Genomic DNA, 18,599 nt, shown 5'->3' on the forward strand with positions numbered 1-18,599 from the left:
GCGAGGCGCTGCGTTGGTGCGAGGCGCTGCACCTCGAAACATGCGGTCTCGCAACGAAACCGAGTCAGCTGACCGCGAAAAGCTCGGCGGCGTTGCGGTAGCAGACCTGACGCAGCCAGTCGGTGCCGAGCTCGAGGCGCTCCAAGGCATGGATGGCGTGGCCGTAGCTGTAGGGGATGTTGGGGAAATCGCTGCCGAACAGGATGCGCTCGCCGAACTCGCGCAACCGTCCGTGCTCGGCGACGGGGAACGGCGAGTCGGCCTCGCTGAAATCGGTCCACACCATGGTGGTATCGAGGTAGACGCCTGCGTGCCGCTGTGCCAGGTCGAGGAATTCCGAGTACTCCGGCGTGCCCATGTGGGCGACGATCAGCCGCAGGCGCGGAAACCGTTGCAGGAGTTCGGCGATCGGCTCGGGGCCGGTGAAGCGGCCGGGAGCGGGCCCGGAGCCGCAGTGGATCAGCGCCGGGATCCCGGCGTCCTCGAGCAGCCCCCAGACCGGGGTGAGCAGCGGGTCGCCTGGCGGGAAGTCACCGACCTGGATGTGCACTTTGAAGACGCGCGCACCGCGGTCGAGTGCGGTCGCGACGTAGCCGGCCGCGCCGGGTTCGGGGTAGAAGGTGGCGGTGTGCAGGCAGTCGGGGGTGCGGGCGGCGAACTCGGCGGTCCAGTCGTTCAACCACGCGGCCATCTCCGGCTTGTGCGGGTACACCAGCGAGGTGAACGCGCGAATGCCGAAGTCGCGCAACGTCTTCAGGCGCACCTGCTCGTCTTCGCGGTACGCGATCGGCCAGCTGCGTCCGGTCAGGGGGCCCACCGAGTCGAAGTACGACCACACCTTGCTGAGCACCCGCTCCGGCATGAAATGGGTGTGCACGTCGATGATTCCGGGCAGGTCGAGCCGTGCGCGGAAATCGGCCAGGTAAGCGTTGTCGTCGTCGATCACCGAGGGTCCTTCGTCGGCCGGAATGGAGCGGGGAGAGCGTGCGTCATGCGCGGCTCACCCGAGGGGGATAGAGGTTCCTGGCGAAATCGCCGACCCGGGCGATGAGCCGTTCGAAGAACAGCTCGGGATCGGTGGCCACGACGATGTCGGCGTTGGGCTCGCGTCCCCACATGCCCGCCCAGTCGGCCACCGTCGTCGCGCGCGTCAACGTGCCGGTCAGTTCCACGTCCACCGTCGCGGGCCTGGTCACGGCCAGCGACGGATCGAGGGCGACCGCGGCGGCGAAGGGGTCGTGCATGTGCGCGAGATAGCCCTGGTCGTAGGCGCGGTGGAACTCGAAGTAGAACCGCACGGCGTCGGACACATGGCGCACAACGGGATTCGAGGCCGCGGACCGTGAGCCGGGAACGTCGTCCTCGGACACCGTCTCGGCGGGGTGGCTGAGCGCGCGCTCGGCCAGTAGCGCCAGGTGTTTCGGATGCATCTCGATGGTCTCGGTGATGTCGAGCGCGCAGACCAGCGGGCGGCGATCCGGCGGCGCCGCGGAGAAGGCGTCGAACACTTCCTTGGCCGACTCCGGATCGACGTGCATGTTCCACTCGTTGGTGGGCGTGGTGTTGCCGGGGTGATTGAACGCGCCGCCCATGATCACCAACCGGCGCAGCAGCCGCGGCAGTTCGGGTTCGATGCGCAGCGCCAGGGCCAGGTTGGTCAGCGGACCGGTGCACAGGCCGACGATCTCCCCGGGATGTTCGCGCGCCAGCGCCACCCACATCTGCGCGGCCGTCCGGCCCGAACAGGTGCGCTGGGTTTCGGGCAGTTCGGCGTAGCCGATGCCCTGCGGGCCGTGCGTGTCCTCGGTGGTGCGCAACGGGACGGCGAGCGGTTCGGCCGCGCCGAGAGCGACCTCGATCTCGGGCGCCCGGCACACCTCCAGCCACGCGAGATTGTTGGCGGCGACCTGGGCGGCGGGCACATTGCCCGCGGTGGCCGCGATACCCAGGATCTCGGCCTCGGGGGAGGCCAGTAGGTACAGCAGGGCCAGCGAATCGTCGATTCCGGTGTCGACGTCCACGATCATCTTCTGCCGCACGATTCGACAGTAGTAGACAGGGCGGAAGGCGAACCGCCCGAGCCCCGTACGGCCGAGCGAAGGCGGAGTTATCTCCGGAAGCGCTAGTACACACGTCTTGGACATACGTCTGAGACGTGCGGTAGCCTGAGGTGCATGGGAAACCGAGAAGACCTTTTGGCCGGAGCCCGCAAGGCGATCATGGAGCGCGGCGTCGCCAAGACCACCGCCCGCGACATCGCGAACGCCGCCGGGGTCAGTCTGGCCGCCATCGGCTACCACTTCGGTTCGAAGGACAGGTTGATCACCGAGGCGCTGGCCGAAGCGCTCGGCACCGGAATCGGCGACAGCATGTCCGAGCTGATCAAGGAGACCGAGGGGCGTCCGATGCCGGAGGCGTTCGCGTCGATGATCGACGGCCTGCCCGCGGTGTTCGCCGCCAACCACGAAGGCATGCTGGCCAGCATGGAGAACCTGCTGCGCGTGGCTCGCTCGCCGGAGTCACAGCGGTACATGGCCGAGAGCATTCCGCACGCTCACGCGGATCTCGCCGTCGCGCTGCGCGAAACCCACCCCGGACTGACCCAGCAGCAGGCCGAAGCGATCGGCAAACTCTATTTCGCGCTCACGCAGGGTCTCTCGGTGCTCTGGATGATCAGCTCGGAGGTTCCGGACGGGGAGACCTTGTCGACCGCGTTCGCGGCGATCGCCGGTTCGCCCGAAGGGTGACCCACGAGGGTCAGTCCTCGTGGGTCAGCGGCCCCGCCGGGATGTCGCGCAGCTTGCGCACCGAGATCAGCGCGATCGCCAGCGCGGCGACACCGGCGATGCCCGCGGTGACGTGCACGCCGTGCAGGAAGGCATCGCGTGCCGCCGCGAGCACGGATTCGCCTATGGCCGTTGGAACTTGGCTGGAGACCTGCACCGCCGCGCCCAAGGTGTCACGGACCGAGCCCACGTCGGCCTCGGAGAGTCCGGCGGGCAGCGAGGACGACAGATCGCCGCGGTAGACCGCGATGCTGATGCTGCCGAGGATCGAGATGCCGAGCGCGCCGCCGAATTCCGCGCCGGTCTCGGAGACGCCGGAGGCGGCGCCCGCCTGTTCGGGTGGTGCGGCGCCGACGATGAGCTCGGTGGTGATGCCGAACACCGGGGCCAGCCCGAGCGAGGAGATCACCGAGGCGGCCAGCGCCAGGCCGTAGCCGCCGGACGCGCTCAGCTGAGTCATCATGAGCAGTCCGACACCGGCCGCGGCGAGTCCGCCGCCGATCAGGTAGGCGGGCCGCACCACCTGGACCAGCCGCGGCGCCAGCTGCGATCCGACGATGAAACCGACGCCGGACGGCACCATCACCAAACCGGCCCGCAACGGCGACATCCCGAGCACCAGCTGGAAGTACTGCGCGACGAACAGGAAGTAGCCGAAGGCGACGAAGATACCGACGATGTTGACCAGCAAGGCGACGCGGAACCGGCTCGAGCGGAACAGCCGCAGGTCGAGCATCGGGTCGGCGGCGGTGAGCTGACGCCGCACGAACAGCACGCCGAGCGCGGCGCCCCCGGCGAGGCCGGCGAGCGCGGCCGCCCCGAGACCGTCCTGGGCGATCTTCTTCATGCCGAACACGACGGCGATCATCGTCGCCACGCAGAGCGCCGCGCTGAGCGGATCGAGGCGTCCGGCGTCGGGGTCGCGAAACTCGGGAAGGACCTTCGGGCCGAGCGCGAGCAGCAGCACCATGACGGGAACGGCGAGCAGGAACACCGAGCCCCACCAGAAGTTCTCCAGCAGCGCGCCGCCGAAGATCGGCCCGACCGCGCCGCCCGCCGAGAACGCGCCGACCCACACGCCCACCGCGACCGAACGCTGCCGGGGATCGCGGAACATGTCGAAGATCAACGACAGCGTCGACGGCGCCAGTGTGGCGCCCGCGATGCCGAGCAGGGCGCGGCAGACGATCAGCGCCTCCGCGGTCGGCGCGAACGCCGCCGCCACCGACACCACCGTGAACAGCGCCGCGCCGATCATCAGCATGCGCCGCCGCCCGATCCGGTCGCCGAGAGTGCCCATGGTGATCAGCAGCCCGGCCACCATGAAGCCGTAGACGTCGATGATCCAGAGCAGCTGCGAGCTGGTCGGGTGCAGATCGGCGCTGATCATGGGCACCGCGAGGTGCAGCACCGTGAGGTCCATCGCGTAGACCAGGCAGGCGAGGGCGAGCACCACCAGGCCGGCCCACTCGGTCCGTCCCGCGAGCGCCGCGGCGTCCCTGCGCGCGCTCTGGTCGACGGTGTCCACGAGGCGGGTCCCTTCCGGAGGGCCGATGTCGATTGCTGTCATGTGAGTGCAGACGATCTGCGAATACTCATTTCATCGCCGCCGCGCAGGCCGGCGCAAGGGATTTTCCGCCTGCCATCGGACGGCGAATATTCGGTGGCGCCGGATCGAGATGCGCGCCGACGACCTGACCGAGGACAACGCCGAGGTCGTCCTGAACGCAATCGTGAGGCGGCGGCCGGCTACCGGGTACGCACCGGCCAGGCCGGTGCGCTGGCCCCGTATTGCGGTGCGGGCCAGGCGTAATCCGGGTACTCGGCCAGGGCGGGCGTGGCCGTCACCAGGGATCCGTGGCTGACGGTCAACTCCGGGTTGGGCGCAGCGGCGGGGCCGTGGCTCAGGCCGCGGTCCGGGTTGGCGAGGAGCCAGGACGCCGTGCGCGCCAGAGAGACTCGCACGTCACGGCCGATTCCGTCGTAGGTGCGCGCGGCGAGGGCGTCGATCACGCCCGCCGCGAGCAGGTAGCCGGACGCGTGGTCGAGCGCCTGGGCGGGCAGCGCGCCGGGCACCGAGGGCGCGCCTTCCAGAATGGAGATGCCGGTGGCGGCCTGCACGATGCTGTCGAAGCCGCGGCGCCCGCCCCACGGACCGGCTTCACCCCAGGCGCTGACCCGGCCGTGCACCAGGCCGGGACGCACGGCGGTGGTCAGCCCGGCGTGCTCCAGCGCGCCGGGCCGGTAGCCGGTGACGAGCACGTCGGCCGAGGCGAGCAGGTCGTGGAAGACCGCCGAGTGGGCGCGCAGGTCCACCATCGCGGAGTGCTTGCCCTGGCAGGTGTCGGCGTACTGCCACGGGATCTCGGGCAGCCACGGCGGATCCACCCGCAGCACTTCCGCGCCGAGCAGCGCGAGCGTCCTGGTCGCGACCGGGCCCGCGATCACGCGGGTCATGTCGAGCACACGCACTCCGCGTAGCGGCTGGAAAGGTGTTGCCTCGGAACGGAAGGGGGCGCCCGCGCGGTCCTGTCGCGGCTGCATGGCGACCAGCGGACCAGACGCGGCGGCCGCCGCCTGCGGCGTGGCGGCCCACTCCTCCTCGGTGCGTACCTGGACCGCGATCGCGCCGGCCATGGCGGCGTTGTCCTCGATATCGGCTGCGCGGCTCATGGCGATGTGGGCGACCGCCAGATCCAGTGGCGCGTCGTCCGGTAGGCCGAGCGCGGCGAGCAGCCGGGTCCGGTGATGTGGATAGTTGGCGTGAGTGCGCACCCAACCGTCGAAAGTGGGGAAGAATCCGGAGAGATCGGCGAACATGGGCACCTGGCGGCCGTCCGCGCGCAGCAGTCGGTCGCTCGAGAACGCGGCGGTGATCCGTTCCGGGTCGATTCGATGCGGCACGGGAGCGAGTCCGTGCGCGTCGCGCAACCGGTTGGCCGCGGCCGCCACCGCGGCCACCGAACCCGACGCCAGTGCCCAGACCGGCAGTGTCGCAGCGAGATTGCTGCCGGGATCGGGGGAGTGGGTAATGCCGGAAATGGGAACACCGATTCCGGATTCGTACTCGTGGACCAGCCGTGCGTGCGCGTTCACCAGATCGAGACTAGCGGCACCGGCGGAGAAGGAGACGGACGTGGACGAGACGATCAGCGCCACCGATTGGCTGCGGGTCATGCGAAGCGACCCGGCGCCGCGCCACTACCTGGTGTGTTTCCCGCCCGGCGGCGGTTCGGCGGCGGCCTACCGTGAGCTTGCCCTCGAATTCGGTTCCGGCGTGGCGGTACTGGCCGTCCAGTATCCGGGACGGCAGGACCGGCTCGGCGAAGCGGCGGTCCCGGATCTGCACGCACTCGCCGATCTGATCGCCGGAGAGTTGCTGGGACGCGGTCCTCGGTCCGGTCTCGCGCTGTTCGGGCACAGCATGGGCGCCACCCTGGCCTACGAGACGGCCCGCAGGCTGGAGGCACGCGGGCAAGAACTCGCCGCACTGTTCGTCTCGGGCCGTCCGGCACCGACTTTCGCCGAGCACCGCCGCCTGCATCTGGACTCCGACGAGGCGCTCATCGCGGACCTGGAGCGCCTCGCCGCCGACCCGGCGCCGATCGCACTGCTGCGCACCGAGCCCGGACTCGCCGATCTCGTGCTGCCCGCCGTGCGCAGCGACTACCAGGCCGTGGAGACCTATCGGCACCGGCAGGGCGAGCCGCTCGCCTGCGACCTCGCCGCACTGGTCAGCATCGACGACCCGACCACGACACCCGAGCAGGCCGACGAATGGCGGACGTTCACCTCGGGCGCGTTCGCCCGCGAGATCTTCCCCGGCGGCCACTTCTATCTCGACGAACACGTCGGCGCGGTAGCCGATTTCGTCACTCGGCAACTCGCCGACAGCGCACGCCGCGCCCGGTAGCCCGCGGCGGCGGTTCGTCCCGCACCGCCGCCGCGATCAGCCGAGATACTCCGATTCGAGGACGAGATCGTGTAGCAGGGATTGGTATTCGACGTGAGTGCGGTGTTCCATGGTGCGCCAGGTCTTGCCCTCCTGCCCACGCATGTAGCGCAGGTACCGCGGCGCACCAGGGATCCGCACGTTGTCGGCGACCACGATGGAGCCCGGGTGCAACCAGTTCACGGTGAGCAGCGCGAGCAGATCGGGCAGATACGCGGTCTTCAGGTGGTCGAGGAAGACGAAATCGACCGCGCTCGAGGCGAATCCGTGGTCCACGGCGAGCCTGCGCATGGTCGCTCCGCCGTCGCCGATCTTGCCGACCACCACCTCGACCCGGTCGGCGAGTCCGGCGTGCGCGATGACGTCGGTCGCGATCGCCGCGTTGGCGGCGCTGGCCTCCACCGATACCAGCCGTCCGCGCGGCGGCAGCAACCGTCCGGTGCGCACCGCGCTGTATCCGCAGTACGCGCCCAGTTCCAGCGCGAGCAGCGGCTTCGCGCGCCGGACCGCGGCGTCGAGCAGCAGGCCCTTCTCATCGCCGACGTTCATCAGGATGCTGCGGGTGCGCGCGAAATCGTCGATCGCGGCGAGCACGCTGTCGGGATCGCCGGGTGTCGCGGTGTCGAGCACGTGCTGTCGCACCGCCTCCTCGCGCCCGTCGCCCACCTGCCCGGTGCGCAGCACCGACCGGCCGCCGAGCGCGAAGCGGATCGTCGACCAGCGCAGGAACGGGGCTTTGTCGCGCAGCAGCGCGCCGAGTCCGGTCCGGCGCGATCCAGTCCTGTCCGCCATGCGCCCTCCAAGTCGTGGTGACCGTGTCACCACCGATCTTGCTCGTCCGGCGCCGTCCGGCGGCGGAGGCTCACCACGGTGAGGGCTGATAGTCCTTGAGGAAGCACCCGTAGAGGTCGACGCCGTCCTCGCCTTGCACGATCGGGTCGTAGACGCGGGCGGCGCCGTCCACCAGGTCGAGCGGGGCGTGGAAGCCTTCGTCGGCGAGGCGGATCTTGGTGTAGTGCGGGCGCTCGTCGGTGATCCAGCCGGTGTCGACGGCCGTCATCAGGATCGAGTCGGACTCGAACATCTCCTTGGCGCTGGTGCGGGTCAGCATGTTCAGCGCGGCCTTGGCCATATTGGTGTGCGGGTGGCCAGGGCCCTTGTATCCGCGGCCGAACTGACCCTCCATGGCGGAGACGTTCACGATGTACTTGCGGCGGGACGACGCTGCGGCCATGGCCGGACGCAGGCGCGACACCAGGATGAACGGCGCCACCGAATTGCACAGCTGGACCTCGAGCAGTTCGGTCGGATCGACCTCGCCGACCGTCTGCACCCAGCTGTTGGTGTGCGCGAGATCGGGCACCAACCCGCCCGCGTCGATCGCCACCCCGCGCGAAATCCGTTCGGGGGTGGCGGATCCCGCGACCAGCGCGAGCTCGGCGACATCAGCGGCGGTGAGCGTCGGCGCCAGCGAGGCGGTGAGCGCGGTCGGATGCGCCTGCATGGTCTTGCCGAAGGTCACCACATCGGGCAGCGCGCCCGCGGGCAGCGGACCCGATTCGGCCTCCACCAAGGCGCTGTAGGCGCCGGGGGAGCGGCGCACGGTCTGCGCCGCGTTGTTGATCAGGATGTCCAGCGGGCCCTGCGCGGCGATGTCGTCGGCGAGGGCCACCACCTGCGCCGGATCGCGCAGGTCGATGCCGACGATGCGCAGCCGGTGCAGCCAGTCGGCGCTGTCGTCCATCGCGGCGAAACGGCGGATGGCGTCGTTGGGGAAGCGGGTGGTGATGGTGGTGTGCGCGCCGTCGCGCAGCAGCCGCAGCGCGATGTACATGCCGATCTTGGCGCGGCCGCCGGTGAGCAGCGCGCGGCGGCCGGAGAGATCGGTGCGCGCGTCGCGCTTGGCGTGGCTGCTCGCGGCGCAGTCCGGGCACAGCTGGTGGTAGAAGGCGTCGACGCGGGTGTAGCGCTGCTTGCAGATGTAGCAGGGCCGGGGGCGGAGCAGGGTGCCCGCGCTGGCGCCCTTGGCCGTCGAGGTCAGCGGAATGCCCGCGGTCTCGTCGTCGATGCGATTCGGCGAGCCCGTGGCGGTGGCCGCGACGACCGCGCGGTCCGCGGTCGCGACCTTGTCGCGCGCTTCTACGCGGCGGCGCTGCTTGAGCTTCTTGAACATGTGACCGACCGCTCGCTGCACGAGCAGCGAATCCGGGTGGTCCTTGTCCAACTGTCCGGCCTGGTCGAGTACCCGAAGACAGGTGGCGAGCTCGTCGGGATCGATACTGCTGTCGGCCATCGGGTGTGCGGAGGTCCTTCGTGAGCTGGGCAATCGAAGTTCCCATTGTCGCAAACCCGCGCGGGCGGTCGCGGTCCGCCTGTGCCTCGTTCGCCGGCGCCGGTCGTGGCCGCGGCGAAACAGACGCTCGACCGAGCACTGTTTGCCGGTGGGGACAGGGGGTAGTTGTCGCTGTGTGAACGATTGATCATGCAGCTCCGCGGTGTCTCGCCGATCGCCCTTTCGGCCGGTCGCCGCAATCGTCCCGGAATGAGGATCGAGGAGGAGACCATGAGCAGTCTGCTGGATTCGGTACTCGGCAACATCGTCTACGACCGTGACGGGGACAAGGTCGGCAAGGTCAAGCGGATCTACGTGGACAACGCCAGCGGCTTCCCGACCTGGGTGGCCATCTCCACGGGGTTGTTCGGTCACGACGCGCTGGTGCCGCTGGCAGGCGCCGAGCATCGGCGCGAGCGCGCGACGCTGCAGGTGCGGGTCGGCAAGGATCAGGTCAAATCCGCGCCGTACCTGGACGAGGACGGCAACATCAGCCAGCGCAGCGAACGAGAATTGTTCGAGCACTACGACATCGACCCGGCCCTCTCGGCATGGAAGACCTACGGCAGGCCCTATGGCGAGCACCCGGTGAACGCTCGGGTCACGGCCGCCGAGTGGGCCGCCGACAGCGGCGGCCGGACCGACGAGGAGCTGATCCGTTCGGAGGAACGGTTGAACATCGGCGCCGATCCCGAGGCTGCCGGCACCGCGCGCGGCCGCGGACACGTCGAGGACGAATCGACGGTGGCGATGTCGTCCGCGCCCGACGCACTGGTGCCGGCGGAACCGGTGCAGCTGGAGATAGACGACATTGTCGACGAAGAAGCCGTGGCCGACAGGATTCGCACGGAACGCGGCGACGGTATCGACGAAACCCGCGAACCGTATCGGTGGTGACCGGCGCGCCGGTGTCGTCGAGGGGCGAAGCGCATCCCTCGGCGGCGCCCGCGGCCGGTGTTCACGGAAAGGGACAGTCGATGCAGAACGACCTCGAGCAGGCGCGCGCCGGGTTCGACGCGGTGCTCGCCGCGGCGGACTATCCCGTCTGGGTGGTCACCACGGCGGCGTGCGGAATCCGCGCGGGGTGCCTGGTCGGCTTCGGTACCCAGGTGAGCATCGATCCGCCACGTTTCGTGGTCGGTCTGTCCGAGAACAACCACACCTTCCGTGTCGCCGCCGACGCCGAATATCTCGCGGTGCACCTGCTGACCGAGGACGACGGGCCGATCGCGCGGCTGTTCGCCACCGAAACCGGCGACACCACGGACAAATTCGCGCGCTGCGAGTGGACCGAGGGCCCGCACGGGCTGCCGATCCTGAGCGCAGCGCCGTACTGGTTCACCGGGCGGATCCTGGCCAGGTACGACTTCGGCGACCACGTCGGCGTGGTCCTCGAACCGACCGCGGGACACGCCGCCGACTCGGCGCGTCCCGCGCTGCGCACCCGGGCGGTCGCCGATCTTCCCCCGGGCCACGAGGCCTGAGACGTCGCGGTCGCCGGTGCCGCGTCAGCCGCGGGGCATGCTGCTGTCGGCCGCGGCCAGGTCTTCGACGAAGTTGCCGACCGCCTCGGCGACCAGCAGCGGATCGGTGCTGGGGAGCCAGTGGTCGGCGGGGATCGAACAGCGCCACAGCCGGTCCACCCAGCGGGCGCTGCCGTAGTAGAGGAACGGCGGGACCAGCACGTCGGTGGTGTCGACCACCATCTGCACCGGCACCGCGGTCGACCGCGGACGCGGGCACACCAGCCTGGGCACCAGATTGGCGTGCACGATGCGCGCGCCCGTGAGCAGATCCGCGCGCCAGGTCGGTGCGATGGGCGCGTGTGCCGCTGGGATGCCGCCGAGCCGTTCGATGAGCCAGGTGCGGACGCGGGGTGGATAGGTGACGCGCAGCGCGGCCGTGCGTGCCGAGCCGGCGCCGTGCCGCCAGAACTTGCGGTCGGTCGCCAGCCGCCGGATCCGGTGCGGCCGCGCGGCGAGCTCGCGCAGCTGGGCGCCGAGGTGATCGAGGTTGGGCCCGGAGATGGCGGTGAAGGAGGCGATCCTGGTGTTGGCGCGCGGATCGCAGACCGCCTCCCACCCCTGGATCGCGCCCCATCCGTGCCCGCAGACGTGCGCGGGCCGGTTCGGGCTGACCGCGTCCACCACGGCGAAGAGATCGTCGGCCATTCGATCGAGGCGGAAAGCGCTTGCGCCGGAGGGTGTTTCGGAGTCGCCGTGGCCGCGTGCGTCGTACGCGACGACGCGGAAGTCGTCGGCGAGCAGCGTGGCGACCTCGCGCCACACCAGATGGGTGTCGCTGAGACCGTGCATCAGGACCAGCGGGACGCCGCGCGGGTCGCCCCATTCGAAGACCGCGAGGTCGCCGTCGGCGCCGCGGATCCGGCGCGCTCGTCGCGGGAGATGTGTCCCGCGCGGTCCGATGCTTTCGAACGATTCGGTCATGTACTCGCCTCGGTCACTGTCCATCGGGGGTGCGGAGTCCCGAACGTACTGCCGGTACGTTCCACGATACTGACAGTGGTCAGGCACGAGAGCAATGGTCGGAGAATCGGCGATGATATGAGCTGGATCACTCCGGTATGGCCTGTGGCCGGCAGGCGTACCGGCGGTACGGGTAGGCTGCGCACGTGGCCCGCACGCATGGCAGAACCGCGAGGACGACGATCACCCGCGAGGAGATCGTCGACGCGGCCGTGCGGGTCATCGATCGCGACGGCCCACGGCCGAGCATGGACGACATCGCCAAGGAAGCGGGCATCACCAAACCGCGCCTGTACCGGCGGTTCGCCGACAAAGCCGATCTGTACACCGCGATCGGCGACCGGATGGCCAGATCCGCCGCGGGCGGCGCGGGTGGCAATCTCACCCTGGTGCTGCAACCGCCGCGTATCGCACTGCGCCGCTTGCTGGCCGGATACGCCAGCAGTATTCGGCAGCACCCCAACGTCTTTCGCTTTCTCGGTCAGGCGCAGGTGAGCCAGCGGGCAGACGGTTCGGTGCTGCAATTCGACCTCGGTCGCGCGGCGGCGGATCGCTTCACCCGGCAGGCCCGCGAGATCGCCGAATCCGTCTCGATCGACCCCGCGGGAGTCGACTATCTCGCCCGCGCCGTCGTCGGTTCGGTCGTCGCCGTCACCGATCTGTGGCTTGGCGAGTCCGGCCGCCCCGACCCGGCCGGCACGGCCGAATTCGTCGACCGTACCGCCGAATTCGTCTGGGGTTTGATCGACGGATTCCTGCGCGCGCAGGGCATCACCGCCGACCCCGACTCGCCGATCTTCACGACCCTGGCCACCGTGAATTCTCAGCGCCCCACGGGCTGACCCGACCCGGTCCCTCGCATCACCAGGGACGAACTCGCGGCCGAGTTGTTGACAAGCTGCCAATAGTGCTGGAATCTGATGGCGGTGGACCGGCATCGAGGCCGGGCCGAGGTGAGCAAAGGATCGAGACCATGGCACGGGCCGCGTGGAGTGACGACGAGGTGGAGGCCGTGCGCGACCTCGCACGGACGTTCTTCGAGAAGGAAGTCGTCCCGCACGAGGAGAAGTTCGTCGGGCAGGGCCACCCCGACCGGCATCTGTACAACCGGGCGGGCGAGCTCGGTCTGTTGTGCACCGCGATCCCGGCCGAATTCGGCGGTGGCGGCGGCACATTCGCGCACGAGGCGGCGATCATCGAAGAGCAGGCCTTCGCCGGCGACGGTTCGCTCGGCATGGCGGTGCACAGTTCGATCATCGCGCCGTACCTCATCGAATTCGGGTCCGAGGACCTCAAGCGGCGGGTGCTGCCCAAGGCGGCCAGCGGCGAGATGGTGCTCTCCATCGGCATGACCGAACCGAGCACCGGCTCGGATCTGCAGAACATCAAGACCCGCGCGGTGCGTGAAGGCGACGAGTACGTCATCACCGGCTCGAAGATCTTCATCACCAACGGCTGGCTCTGCGACGGCATCATCATCGCCGCCAAGACAGACCCGTCGAAGGGAGCGGCGGGCGTCTCGCTGATCTTCGCCGAGGTCGGCGACGACACCCCGGGCTTCACCCGCGGCCGCATCCTGAACAAGATCGGCGGCAAGGCGCAGGACACCGCCGAACTGTTCTTCGACGGACTCCGGGTGCCCGCGTCCAACTTGCTCGGCGAGGCCGAGGGCCAGGGTTTCTACCAGATGATGCAGCTGCTGGCCCAGGAGCGGCTGGTCACCGCGATCCTCGCGACCGCCATGATGGAGAAGGCCGTCGAGCTGACGGTCGACTACACCAAGGGACGCGAGGCGTTCGGCAAGCCGCTGTTCGCGATGCAGAACACCAAGTTCGAGCTCGCCGAGTGCGCGACGCTGGCCAAGGTCTCCCGCACTTTCCTCGACGACGCGATCGTCAAGCATCTGCGCGGCGAGCTCGACATCCCGACCGCGGCCATGTCCAAATACTGGATCACCGACCAACTCGGTATCGTTGTCGATCGCTGCCTGCAATTGTTCGGCGGCTACGGCTATATGACGGAGTATCCGATTTCCCAGCTCTACACCGGCGCCCGCGTCCTGCGCATCCTGGCGGGCAGCAACGAAGTGATGAAGGATCTCATTGCGCGGTCTCTCTGAAACCCGAAGCGGCGGAACCTCCCCGGCGGCGTCGAACGCCGCCGCCGACGGGTCACCGCGCAGGCGCAGGCTCGAACCCGACGAGCGGCGCGCGCAGATCCTCGCCTGCGCGATCGACATGTTCGGCGAGCGTCCCTACGCGGCGGTGTCCACCGCGGAGCTCGCGCAGCGCGCCGGGGTGGCCCGCGGCCTGATCAACCATTACTTCGGCAACAAGCGCGACCTGTATCTCGCCGTGGTGCGCCGCATGGTGACCCTGCCCAAGCTGGACGCCATGGTCGCGCCGGTCGGCACCGATCGCGAGCGCGTCGACGCCAGCGTGCACTGGCTGCTCGACACCATCGGCGAGCACGGCAGCACCTGGGTCAAGGTCACCAGCCACGAGGGCGTCGGCGACGATCCCGAGGTGCAGCAGATACTCGACGAGGCCGACGACGCCGCCGCCGAGCGCACGCTGGTGATGGTCGGGCTGGCCGATTCTGCACACAGTGCGGAACTGCGCGCGATGGTGCGGGCCTACGGTGGGCTGGTGAAGGTCGCGGGACGAGAGTGGATCACCCGCGGCAATCTGACCCGCGAACAGGTACACGAACTGCTCGCCGACATGCTGTTCACCCTGGTCACCGAGACGATGCCGAAGGTCGACAGCCGGCGCTGACCGTGGGGGCGGGCGGCGTCGCACGGCGCGCACGATGCCCGATCTGCCGGAATCGCTCGGTCGGATCGGCCATTTGGCCGGAGAAGAGTACTCGAAATATTTGCCGTTTCTGTTTTCACATTTGGTAGCCGGAAGTAAGCTGATCTGGACGCCTTTCCGCCGCTGAACCAGGGTGGACCGTCGTCGCGGTCGTGGCGGCGTTCCCGTCGGTTTGCTCGCGACCCGCGGAGAGCCCGTTACCTGATGATCACGCACCGGCCAGTTGCCGGTCGGCGTGCCGATCTGGACGCGTGGGCGTCGTGCCGCCCTGTCCGCCCTCGGCAGACCTGGGTGACCAGAGATGGACGTCAGCGACTACGACCTCGCGACTTCTCGGCATGCGCTCACGGGGACATCCCCCGGCGACCGGCAGACCACGCCTGCCCACCAGGGCTCGGCGGGGTAGCCCGTCGGCAGAACTGCTCCGGGCTATCGGCGAGGCGCCCCCGGCCCACCACCCCAAACGGCTGTCTCGGGCACTCGTGAACTATTCGATCGAATCAAGGGATTGCACATGTCTGGCAAAATCATCAAAACCGCCGCTGCGACCGCGATAGCTCTCCCGCTGTGTTTCCTCGCGGCTCCCGCGGCCTCGGCGGATTCTTCTCCCGCGCAAGTGACTCCGGTTTCCGCCGCAGCCACTCCGGCCGGGGGGTCCGTCGTCCTCTGCGTGCCGCTCGGCAGCGTCGTTTGGTGTATCTGAGATCGTCGAGCTCGCTGTATGTCGGATAGCCTGGGCCGGCTAACGCGGTCGGCTCAGGCGTTCGGGGCGGCGTGCGGCGCTGTAGTGCACCGGACGCAGGCCGCCTGGCGCGTGGCCCTGCCTGCCGTAGCGTAGTTCGATCATTTGCTGCCGCCGATGTTCGATCATCAGCGCGCCGACTCCGAGAGACCACAGCAGCGCCGTGGCGATCGCGCCGAGCCGCGTCCAGCCGGGATAGCCGTACCCCGCCGCGGTCAATGTGCACGCCATCGCGACGACCCCGAGTGCGCACAGCACAATTCCGGGCATGTTGTGGTTATCGTCGAGCATATCGCCCGCTTGGGCATGCCAGAGCCGCTTTTCGTCGCCCGGTGAAGCGGTAGGTTCGGGCATCGGTTCCTCCTGAGGTGAACCAGCGCATTATCAGCGATATCACCGCTAGCTCAGCATGAACCTGTCGCGCCGCGGGAGCGAGCGTTGTGCCGAGTTCGTTATTCCGATCCGATCAGACAATTCGGTCTTATTGCGGCATTTCCTCCGTATTCTGTCTGCGTATCGGGCGGGGCCGGACAGCCCGGGTTCCTGCGCGAGAGTTTTGACGCGAGAGGGACCTGAATGGCACGCACGCAACAGTGGCAGGAGCGCGAGCGCTGGCCGGAGACTTGGCCGGACGAGCAGGAACCGGACGATCCGCACCTGTACGAGTCGCGGCCGATCGTCAATCCCTACGCGATCGTCGCGCTGGTGGCCGCACTGCTCGCGCTGTTCCCGGTCGCGATCGTCTTCGGGTTCATCGCCTTCAGTCACCCGCGCGGCCGCGTGATGGCCTGTTTCGCGCTGTTGCTCGGCGCGGCCGAGATAGCGGCGGTGGCGGGATTCTTCGTCATGGCCGGAAATGTCTTGCCCGACAGCGTTTCGCGGGCCGGTCAGGCGACAGCGACGACCACCGCCCAGGTGACGACGGTCGCCACCACTTCGGCGCCGACCACGCTCGCTCCGCCGCCGCCCGCGACCACCACCCAGCCGGCGGCGCGCAAGGGCGGGGCCTGCACCGAAACCCAAGCGGCCCTGATCGGGTCCGCGGCAGACGGTGGCACGCTGCTATGCCTTGCGAACGCGTCCGCCGAAAGCGGCTACCAGTGGTCGGGCCCCTACAACGTCGGCACCGGCGTCTACGAAGCGGGCTCGAAGTGCGACTCCTCGGTCGCCAAGACCGGCCGCACGTCGGACGGTCGCGCCCTGGTGTGCGAGACCCAGGGCCGGGGCGGGGTCTGGGTGCTCTGGACGGATTAGCCGCGCCGGGCCCTCAGTCCGCCTTCTTCGCCCGGCTGGGCTGCACACGCGGCGGCTCGTTTGGCATCTTCGGGTACTGCGGTGGCCAGGGCGCGTCCATCAGGCCGGCGGCCATGTCGCGGTCGGACATCTCGAGCAGCGGTTCGATGGACTGGGGCGCCCGGTCGGCCCAGGGGTCGCCGTGCGCGGCGAGCCGGGCGGGGACGGTCGCGATGGTCAGCTCGTCCGGTGCGACGGTGGCCAGATCGTCCCAGGAGATCGGCGTCGAGACCTGCGCGCCCACCTTCGGACGCACGCACCACGCGCCGAACACAGTTTTGTGCGGCGCGTTCTGGTTGAAGTCGACGAACACCCGGTGGCCGCGCTCCTCTTTCCACCACTGCGCGGTGATCCGATCGGGGTGCCTGCGCTCGAGTTCCCTGGCCAGCGCGACGGCGGCCGCCCGCACCTGGTAGCCGTCCCATTTCTCTTGCAGCGCCACATAGATGTGCAGGCCGCGCGACCCCGAGGTCTTGACCCGGGACTCGATGCCGAGTTCGGCGAACAGGTCCCTGGTGAGCACGGCGGCGTGCTTCAGATCCTCGAAGGTGATACCGGGGGCGGGATCGAGGTCGATGCGCAATTCGTCGGCGATGCGCAGATCGGCGACGTGATTGGGCCAGACGTGGAAGCCCAGGCAGCCCTGGTTGACGGCCCACAGAATGTGCGCGAGATCGTGGGCGACCAGCGCGTCGCTGGTGGTGCCGTTCGGGGTGGAGACCTCGACGGTGTGCAGCCAGTCGGGCGCGGATTTGGGCACCCGCTTCTGGAACCAGGACTTGCCCGACGCCCCATCGGGATAGCGCTCCAGCAGCAGCGGCCGGTCCCGCACGACGCCGAGGAACGGCCCGGCCACCGCCTGGTAGTAGCGCACCAGGTCGAGCTTGGTCTCGCCGCGTTTGGTGAAGTAGACCTTGCCGGGATTGCTGATCGTCACGGTTCTGCCGTCGACCTCGATGTCCACCGACTCGCTCATGCCTTCACCTCGCTGGCGCTCGGCTCCGGCATGCGCGAGGCGCGCTGGCACTTGATTCGCTCACTTCGTTCGCTCATCGGGTCGCCCCGGTCTCGGTGAAGATAGCGCTCAGCTCGGCGGGTGCCACCTCGTCCAGTTGGGCGTAGGTACACGAATCCGGTGTGCGATCGGACCGGAAGCGCACCAGCCTGCCGCCGTGGCGCAGCCTGCCGGACTGCACGTGCTCGTAGCGGACCTCGGCGACCAGTTCCGGCCGCAGCGCCTCCCAGGACAGATCCTTGCCGCCGGTCCAGCGGCTCACCCCGCCCGGCATCTTGCCGTCCGCCTTGGCCTGTGCGGCGGCGTCGGCCCAGTCCCGCCACGGATGATTCGCCAAAGCGTTCTCCCGCAACGGTTTCAGCTCCTCGACGAGCGCTTTGCGCTTGGCGGCGGTGAAACTGCTCGCCACGCCGACGTGGTGCAGGCGGCCTTCGTCGTCGAACAGTCCGAGCAGCAGCGAGCCGACACCCTCGCCGTCCTTGTGCCAGCGGAATCCCGCGACCACGCAATCGGCGGTGCGTTCGTGTTTGACCTTCAGCATCACCCGCTTGTCCTGCTGGTATGGCAGGGCATCGGCCTTGACCATGACCCCGTCGAAACCGGCGCCCTCGAAGCGGGTGAACCAGTCCTCGGCCACGTCGGCATCGCGGGTGAGCGGCGTCAGGTGGACGCGGGCGAGCGCGGTGTCGAGGATCGTCTCCAGCAACCGCCTGCGTTCGGCGAACGGTTCGCCGGTGAGATCCTTGTCGCCGAGCGCGAGCAGATCGAAGGCGACGAAACTGGCCGGTGTCTCCACCGACAGCTTGTTCACCCGGGACGCGGCCGGATGCAGCCGATTCTGCAGTGTGTCGAAATCCAGGCCGTGCTCGGTGACCACCACGATCTCGCCGTCCACCACGCACTTGTCCGGCAGCGCCTGCTTCAACAGTTCGGCGACTTCGGGAAAATACCTGGTCAGCGGGCGGTCGTTGCGGGAACCGAGCTCGACATCGTCGCCGTCGCGGAACACCACGCAGCGGAATCCGTCCCACTTGGGCTCATAGCTCAGGCCCGGCTCGCGCGGCACGGACGGCGCGGTCTTGGCCAGCATCGGCCGGACGGGTGGCATCACCGGTAGGTCCACACGTTCCTCCTCGGGTCTGGTCCTCACCCGTGTCGACGTCGTGGCCGACGCGAA

At 69.1% G+C, this 18,599-nt stretch carries 18 protein-coding genes; 8 read left to right on the plus strand and 10 right to left on the minus strand.

All coding sequences use genetic code 11. The features are described from left to right. Nucleotides 1-64: 64 nt before the first annotated feature. Together NX1_RS25345 and NX1_RS25350 are read right to left on the minus strand one after the other, a co-directional pair. The gene (locus NX1_RS25345; protein ID WP_084501749.1) at nucleotides 65-946 is read right to left on the minus strand and encodes an amidohydrolase family protein; all 882 of its coding nucleotides are present in this window, start codon (nucleotides 944-946) and stop codon (nucleotides 65-67) included. A gap of 43 nt (nucleotides 947-989) precedes the next feature. Next, complete coding sequence (locus tag NX1_RS25350; protein WP_169812284.1) at nucleotides 990-2,027, minus strand: nucleoside hydrolase; 1,038 nt, start codon at nucleotides 2,025-2,027, stop codon at nucleotides 990-992. 147 nt (nucleotides 2,028-2,174) lie between these two features. Here NX1_RS25350 and NX1_RS25355 point away from each other — a divergent pair, with 147 nt between their 5' ends. Then, entirely contained in the window at nucleotides 2,175-2,747 is a 573-nt protein-coding gene (locus tag NX1_RS25355) for a TetR/AcrR family transcriptional regulator (protein WP_068064146.1), read from the plus strand. A 10-nt stretch (nucleotides 2,748-2,757) separates the two neighbouring features. Here NX1_RS25355 and NX1_RS25360 read toward each other — a convergent pair whose 3' ends face one another. Next, entirely contained in the window at nucleotides 2,758-4,356 is a 1,599-nt protein-coding gene (locus NX1_RS25360) for an MFS transporter (protein ID WP_084501750.1), read from the minus strand. 179 nt (nucleotides 4,357-4,535) lie between these two features. Further along, nucleotides 4,536-5,882: a CoA transferase gene (locus NX1_RS25365; RefSeq protein ID WP_169812282.1), complete on the minus strand. Its 1,347-nt coding sequence runs from the start codon at nucleotides 5,880-5,882 to the stop codon at nucleotides 4,536-4,538. Nucleotides 5,883-5,922: 40 nt separating this feature from the next. Between NX1_RS25365 and NX1_RS25370 the strand changes: the two genes are divergently transcribed. Beyond that, entirely contained in the window at nucleotides 5,923-6,699 is a 777-nt protein-coding gene (locus tag NX1_RS25370) for a thioesterase II family protein (protein ID WP_245668677.1), read from the plus strand. A gap of 36 nt (nucleotides 6,700-6,735) precedes the next feature. On the opposite strand, the gene NX1_RS25375 is transcribed toward NX1_RS25370, so the two are convergent. Together NX1_RS25375 and NX1_RS25380 are read right to left on the minus strand one after the other, a co-directional pair. After that, a complete protein-coding gene (locus tag NX1_RS25375; RefSeq protein WP_068064152.1) occupies nucleotides 6,736-7,530 on the minus strand; it encodes an O-methyltransferase in 795 nt (264 codons plus the stop codon). A gap of 70 nt (nucleotides 7,531-7,600) precedes the next feature. After that, nucleotides 7,601-9,031 carry an SDR family oxidoreductase gene (locus NX1_RS25380; RefSeq protein ID WP_068064155.1) on the minus strand — a complete coding sequence of 477 codons (1,431 nt, stop codon included), beginning with the start codon at nucleotides 9,029-9,031 and terminating at the stop codon, nucleotides 7,601-7,603. Between the two features lie 270 nt (nucleotides 9,032-9,301). Here NX1_RS25380 and NX1_RS25385 point away from each other — a divergent pair, with 270 nt between their 5' ends. Together NX1_RS25385 and NX1_RS25390 are read left to right on the plus strand one after the other, a co-directional pair. Next, nucleotides 9,302-9,967, plus strand: a complete 666-nt coding sequence (locus tag NX1_RS25385) for a PRC-barrel domain-containing protein (RefSeq protein ID WP_068064229.1) — start codon at nucleotides 9,302-9,304, stop codon at nucleotides 9,965-9,967. 80 nt (nucleotides 9,968-10,047) lie between these two features. Further along, nucleotides 10,048-10,554 carry a flavin reductase family protein gene (locus tag NX1_RS25390; RefSeq protein ID WP_068064231.1) on the plus strand — a complete coding sequence of 169 codons (507 nt, stop codon included), beginning with the start codon at nucleotides 10,048-10,050 and terminating at the stop codon, nucleotides 10,552-10,554. A gap of 24 nt (nucleotides 10,555-10,578) precedes the next feature. Here NX1_RS25390 and NX1_RS25395 read toward each other — a convergent pair whose 3' ends face one another. Beyond that, on the minus strand, nucleotides 10,579-11,517 hold the full coding sequence (locus NX1_RS25395; protein ID WP_084501758.1) for an alpha/beta fold hydrolase: 939 nt from the start codon (nucleotides 11,515-11,517) through the stop codon (nucleotides 10,579-10,581). Nucleotides 11,518-11,702: 185 nt separating this feature from the next. Here NX1_RS25395 and NX1_RS25400 point away from each other — a divergent pair, with 185 nt between their 5' ends. From NX1_RS25400 to NX1_RS25410, 3 genes are all read left to right on the plus strand, one after another. Further along, nucleotides 11,703-12,398, plus strand: coding sequence for a TetR/AcrR family transcriptional regulator (locus NX1_RS25400; protein WP_068064157.1), 696 nt, complete (start codon nucleotides 11,703-11,705; stop codon nucleotides 12,396-12,398). Nucleotides 12,399-12,529: 131 nt separating this feature from the next. Then, a complete protein-coding gene (locus NX1_RS25405; RefSeq protein WP_068064159.1) occupies nucleotides 12,530-13,675 on the plus strand; it encodes an acyl-CoA dehydrogenase family protein in 1,146 nt (381 codons plus the stop codon). Next, the gene (locus NX1_RS25410) at nucleotides 13,659-14,333 is read left to right on the plus strand and encodes a TetR/AcrR family transcriptional regulator (protein WP_068064161.1); all 675 of its coding nucleotides are present in this window, start codon (nucleotides 13,659-13,661) and stop codon (nucleotides 14,331-14,333) included. The genes NX1_RS25405 and NX1_RS25410 overlap by 17 nt, the downstream gene beginning before the upstream one ends. A 781-nt stretch (nucleotides 14,334-15,114) precedes the next feature. Here the strand turns inward: NX1_RS25410 and NX1_RS25415 are convergent. Continuing rightward, nucleotides 15,115-15,468, minus strand: coding sequence for a hypothetical protein (locus NX1_RS25415; RefSeq protein WP_068064163.1), 354 nt, complete (start codon nucleotides 15,466-15,468; stop codon nucleotides 15,115-15,117). Nucleotides 15,469-15,690: 222 nt separating this feature from the next. Here NX1_RS25415 and NX1_RS25420 point away from each other — a divergent pair, with 222 nt between their 5' ends. Next, the gene (locus NX1_RS25420; RefSeq protein WP_068064164.1) at nucleotides 15,691-16,368 is read left to right on the plus strand and encodes a hypothetical protein; all 678 of its coding nucleotides are present in this window, start codon (nucleotides 15,691-15,693) and stop codon (nucleotides 16,366-16,368) included. A gap of 13 nt (nucleotides 16,369-16,381) precedes the next feature. Here NX1_RS25420 and ligD read toward each other — a convergent pair whose 3' ends face one another. Further along, on the minus strand, nucleotides 16,382-17,383 hold the full coding sequence (gene ligD, locus NX1_RS25425) for a non-homologous end-joining DNA ligase (protein ID WP_068064165.1): 1,002 nt from the start codon (nucleotides 17,381-17,383) through the stop codon (nucleotides 16,382-16,384). 73 nt (nucleotides 17,384-17,456) lie between these two features. After that, nucleotides 17,457-18,545, minus strand: coding sequence for an ATP-dependent DNA ligase (locus tag NX1_RS25430; RefSeq protein ID WP_218024183.1), 1,089 nt, complete (start codon nucleotides 18,543-18,545; stop codon nucleotides 17,457-17,459). Nucleotides 18,546-18,599: the final 54 nt, after the last annotated feature.

Source organism: Nocardia xishanensis NBRC 101358 (genome assembly GCF_001613365.1).
GTDB lineage: Bacteria > Actinomycetota > Actinomycetes > Mycobacteriales > Mycobacteriaceae > Nocardia > Nocardia xishanensis.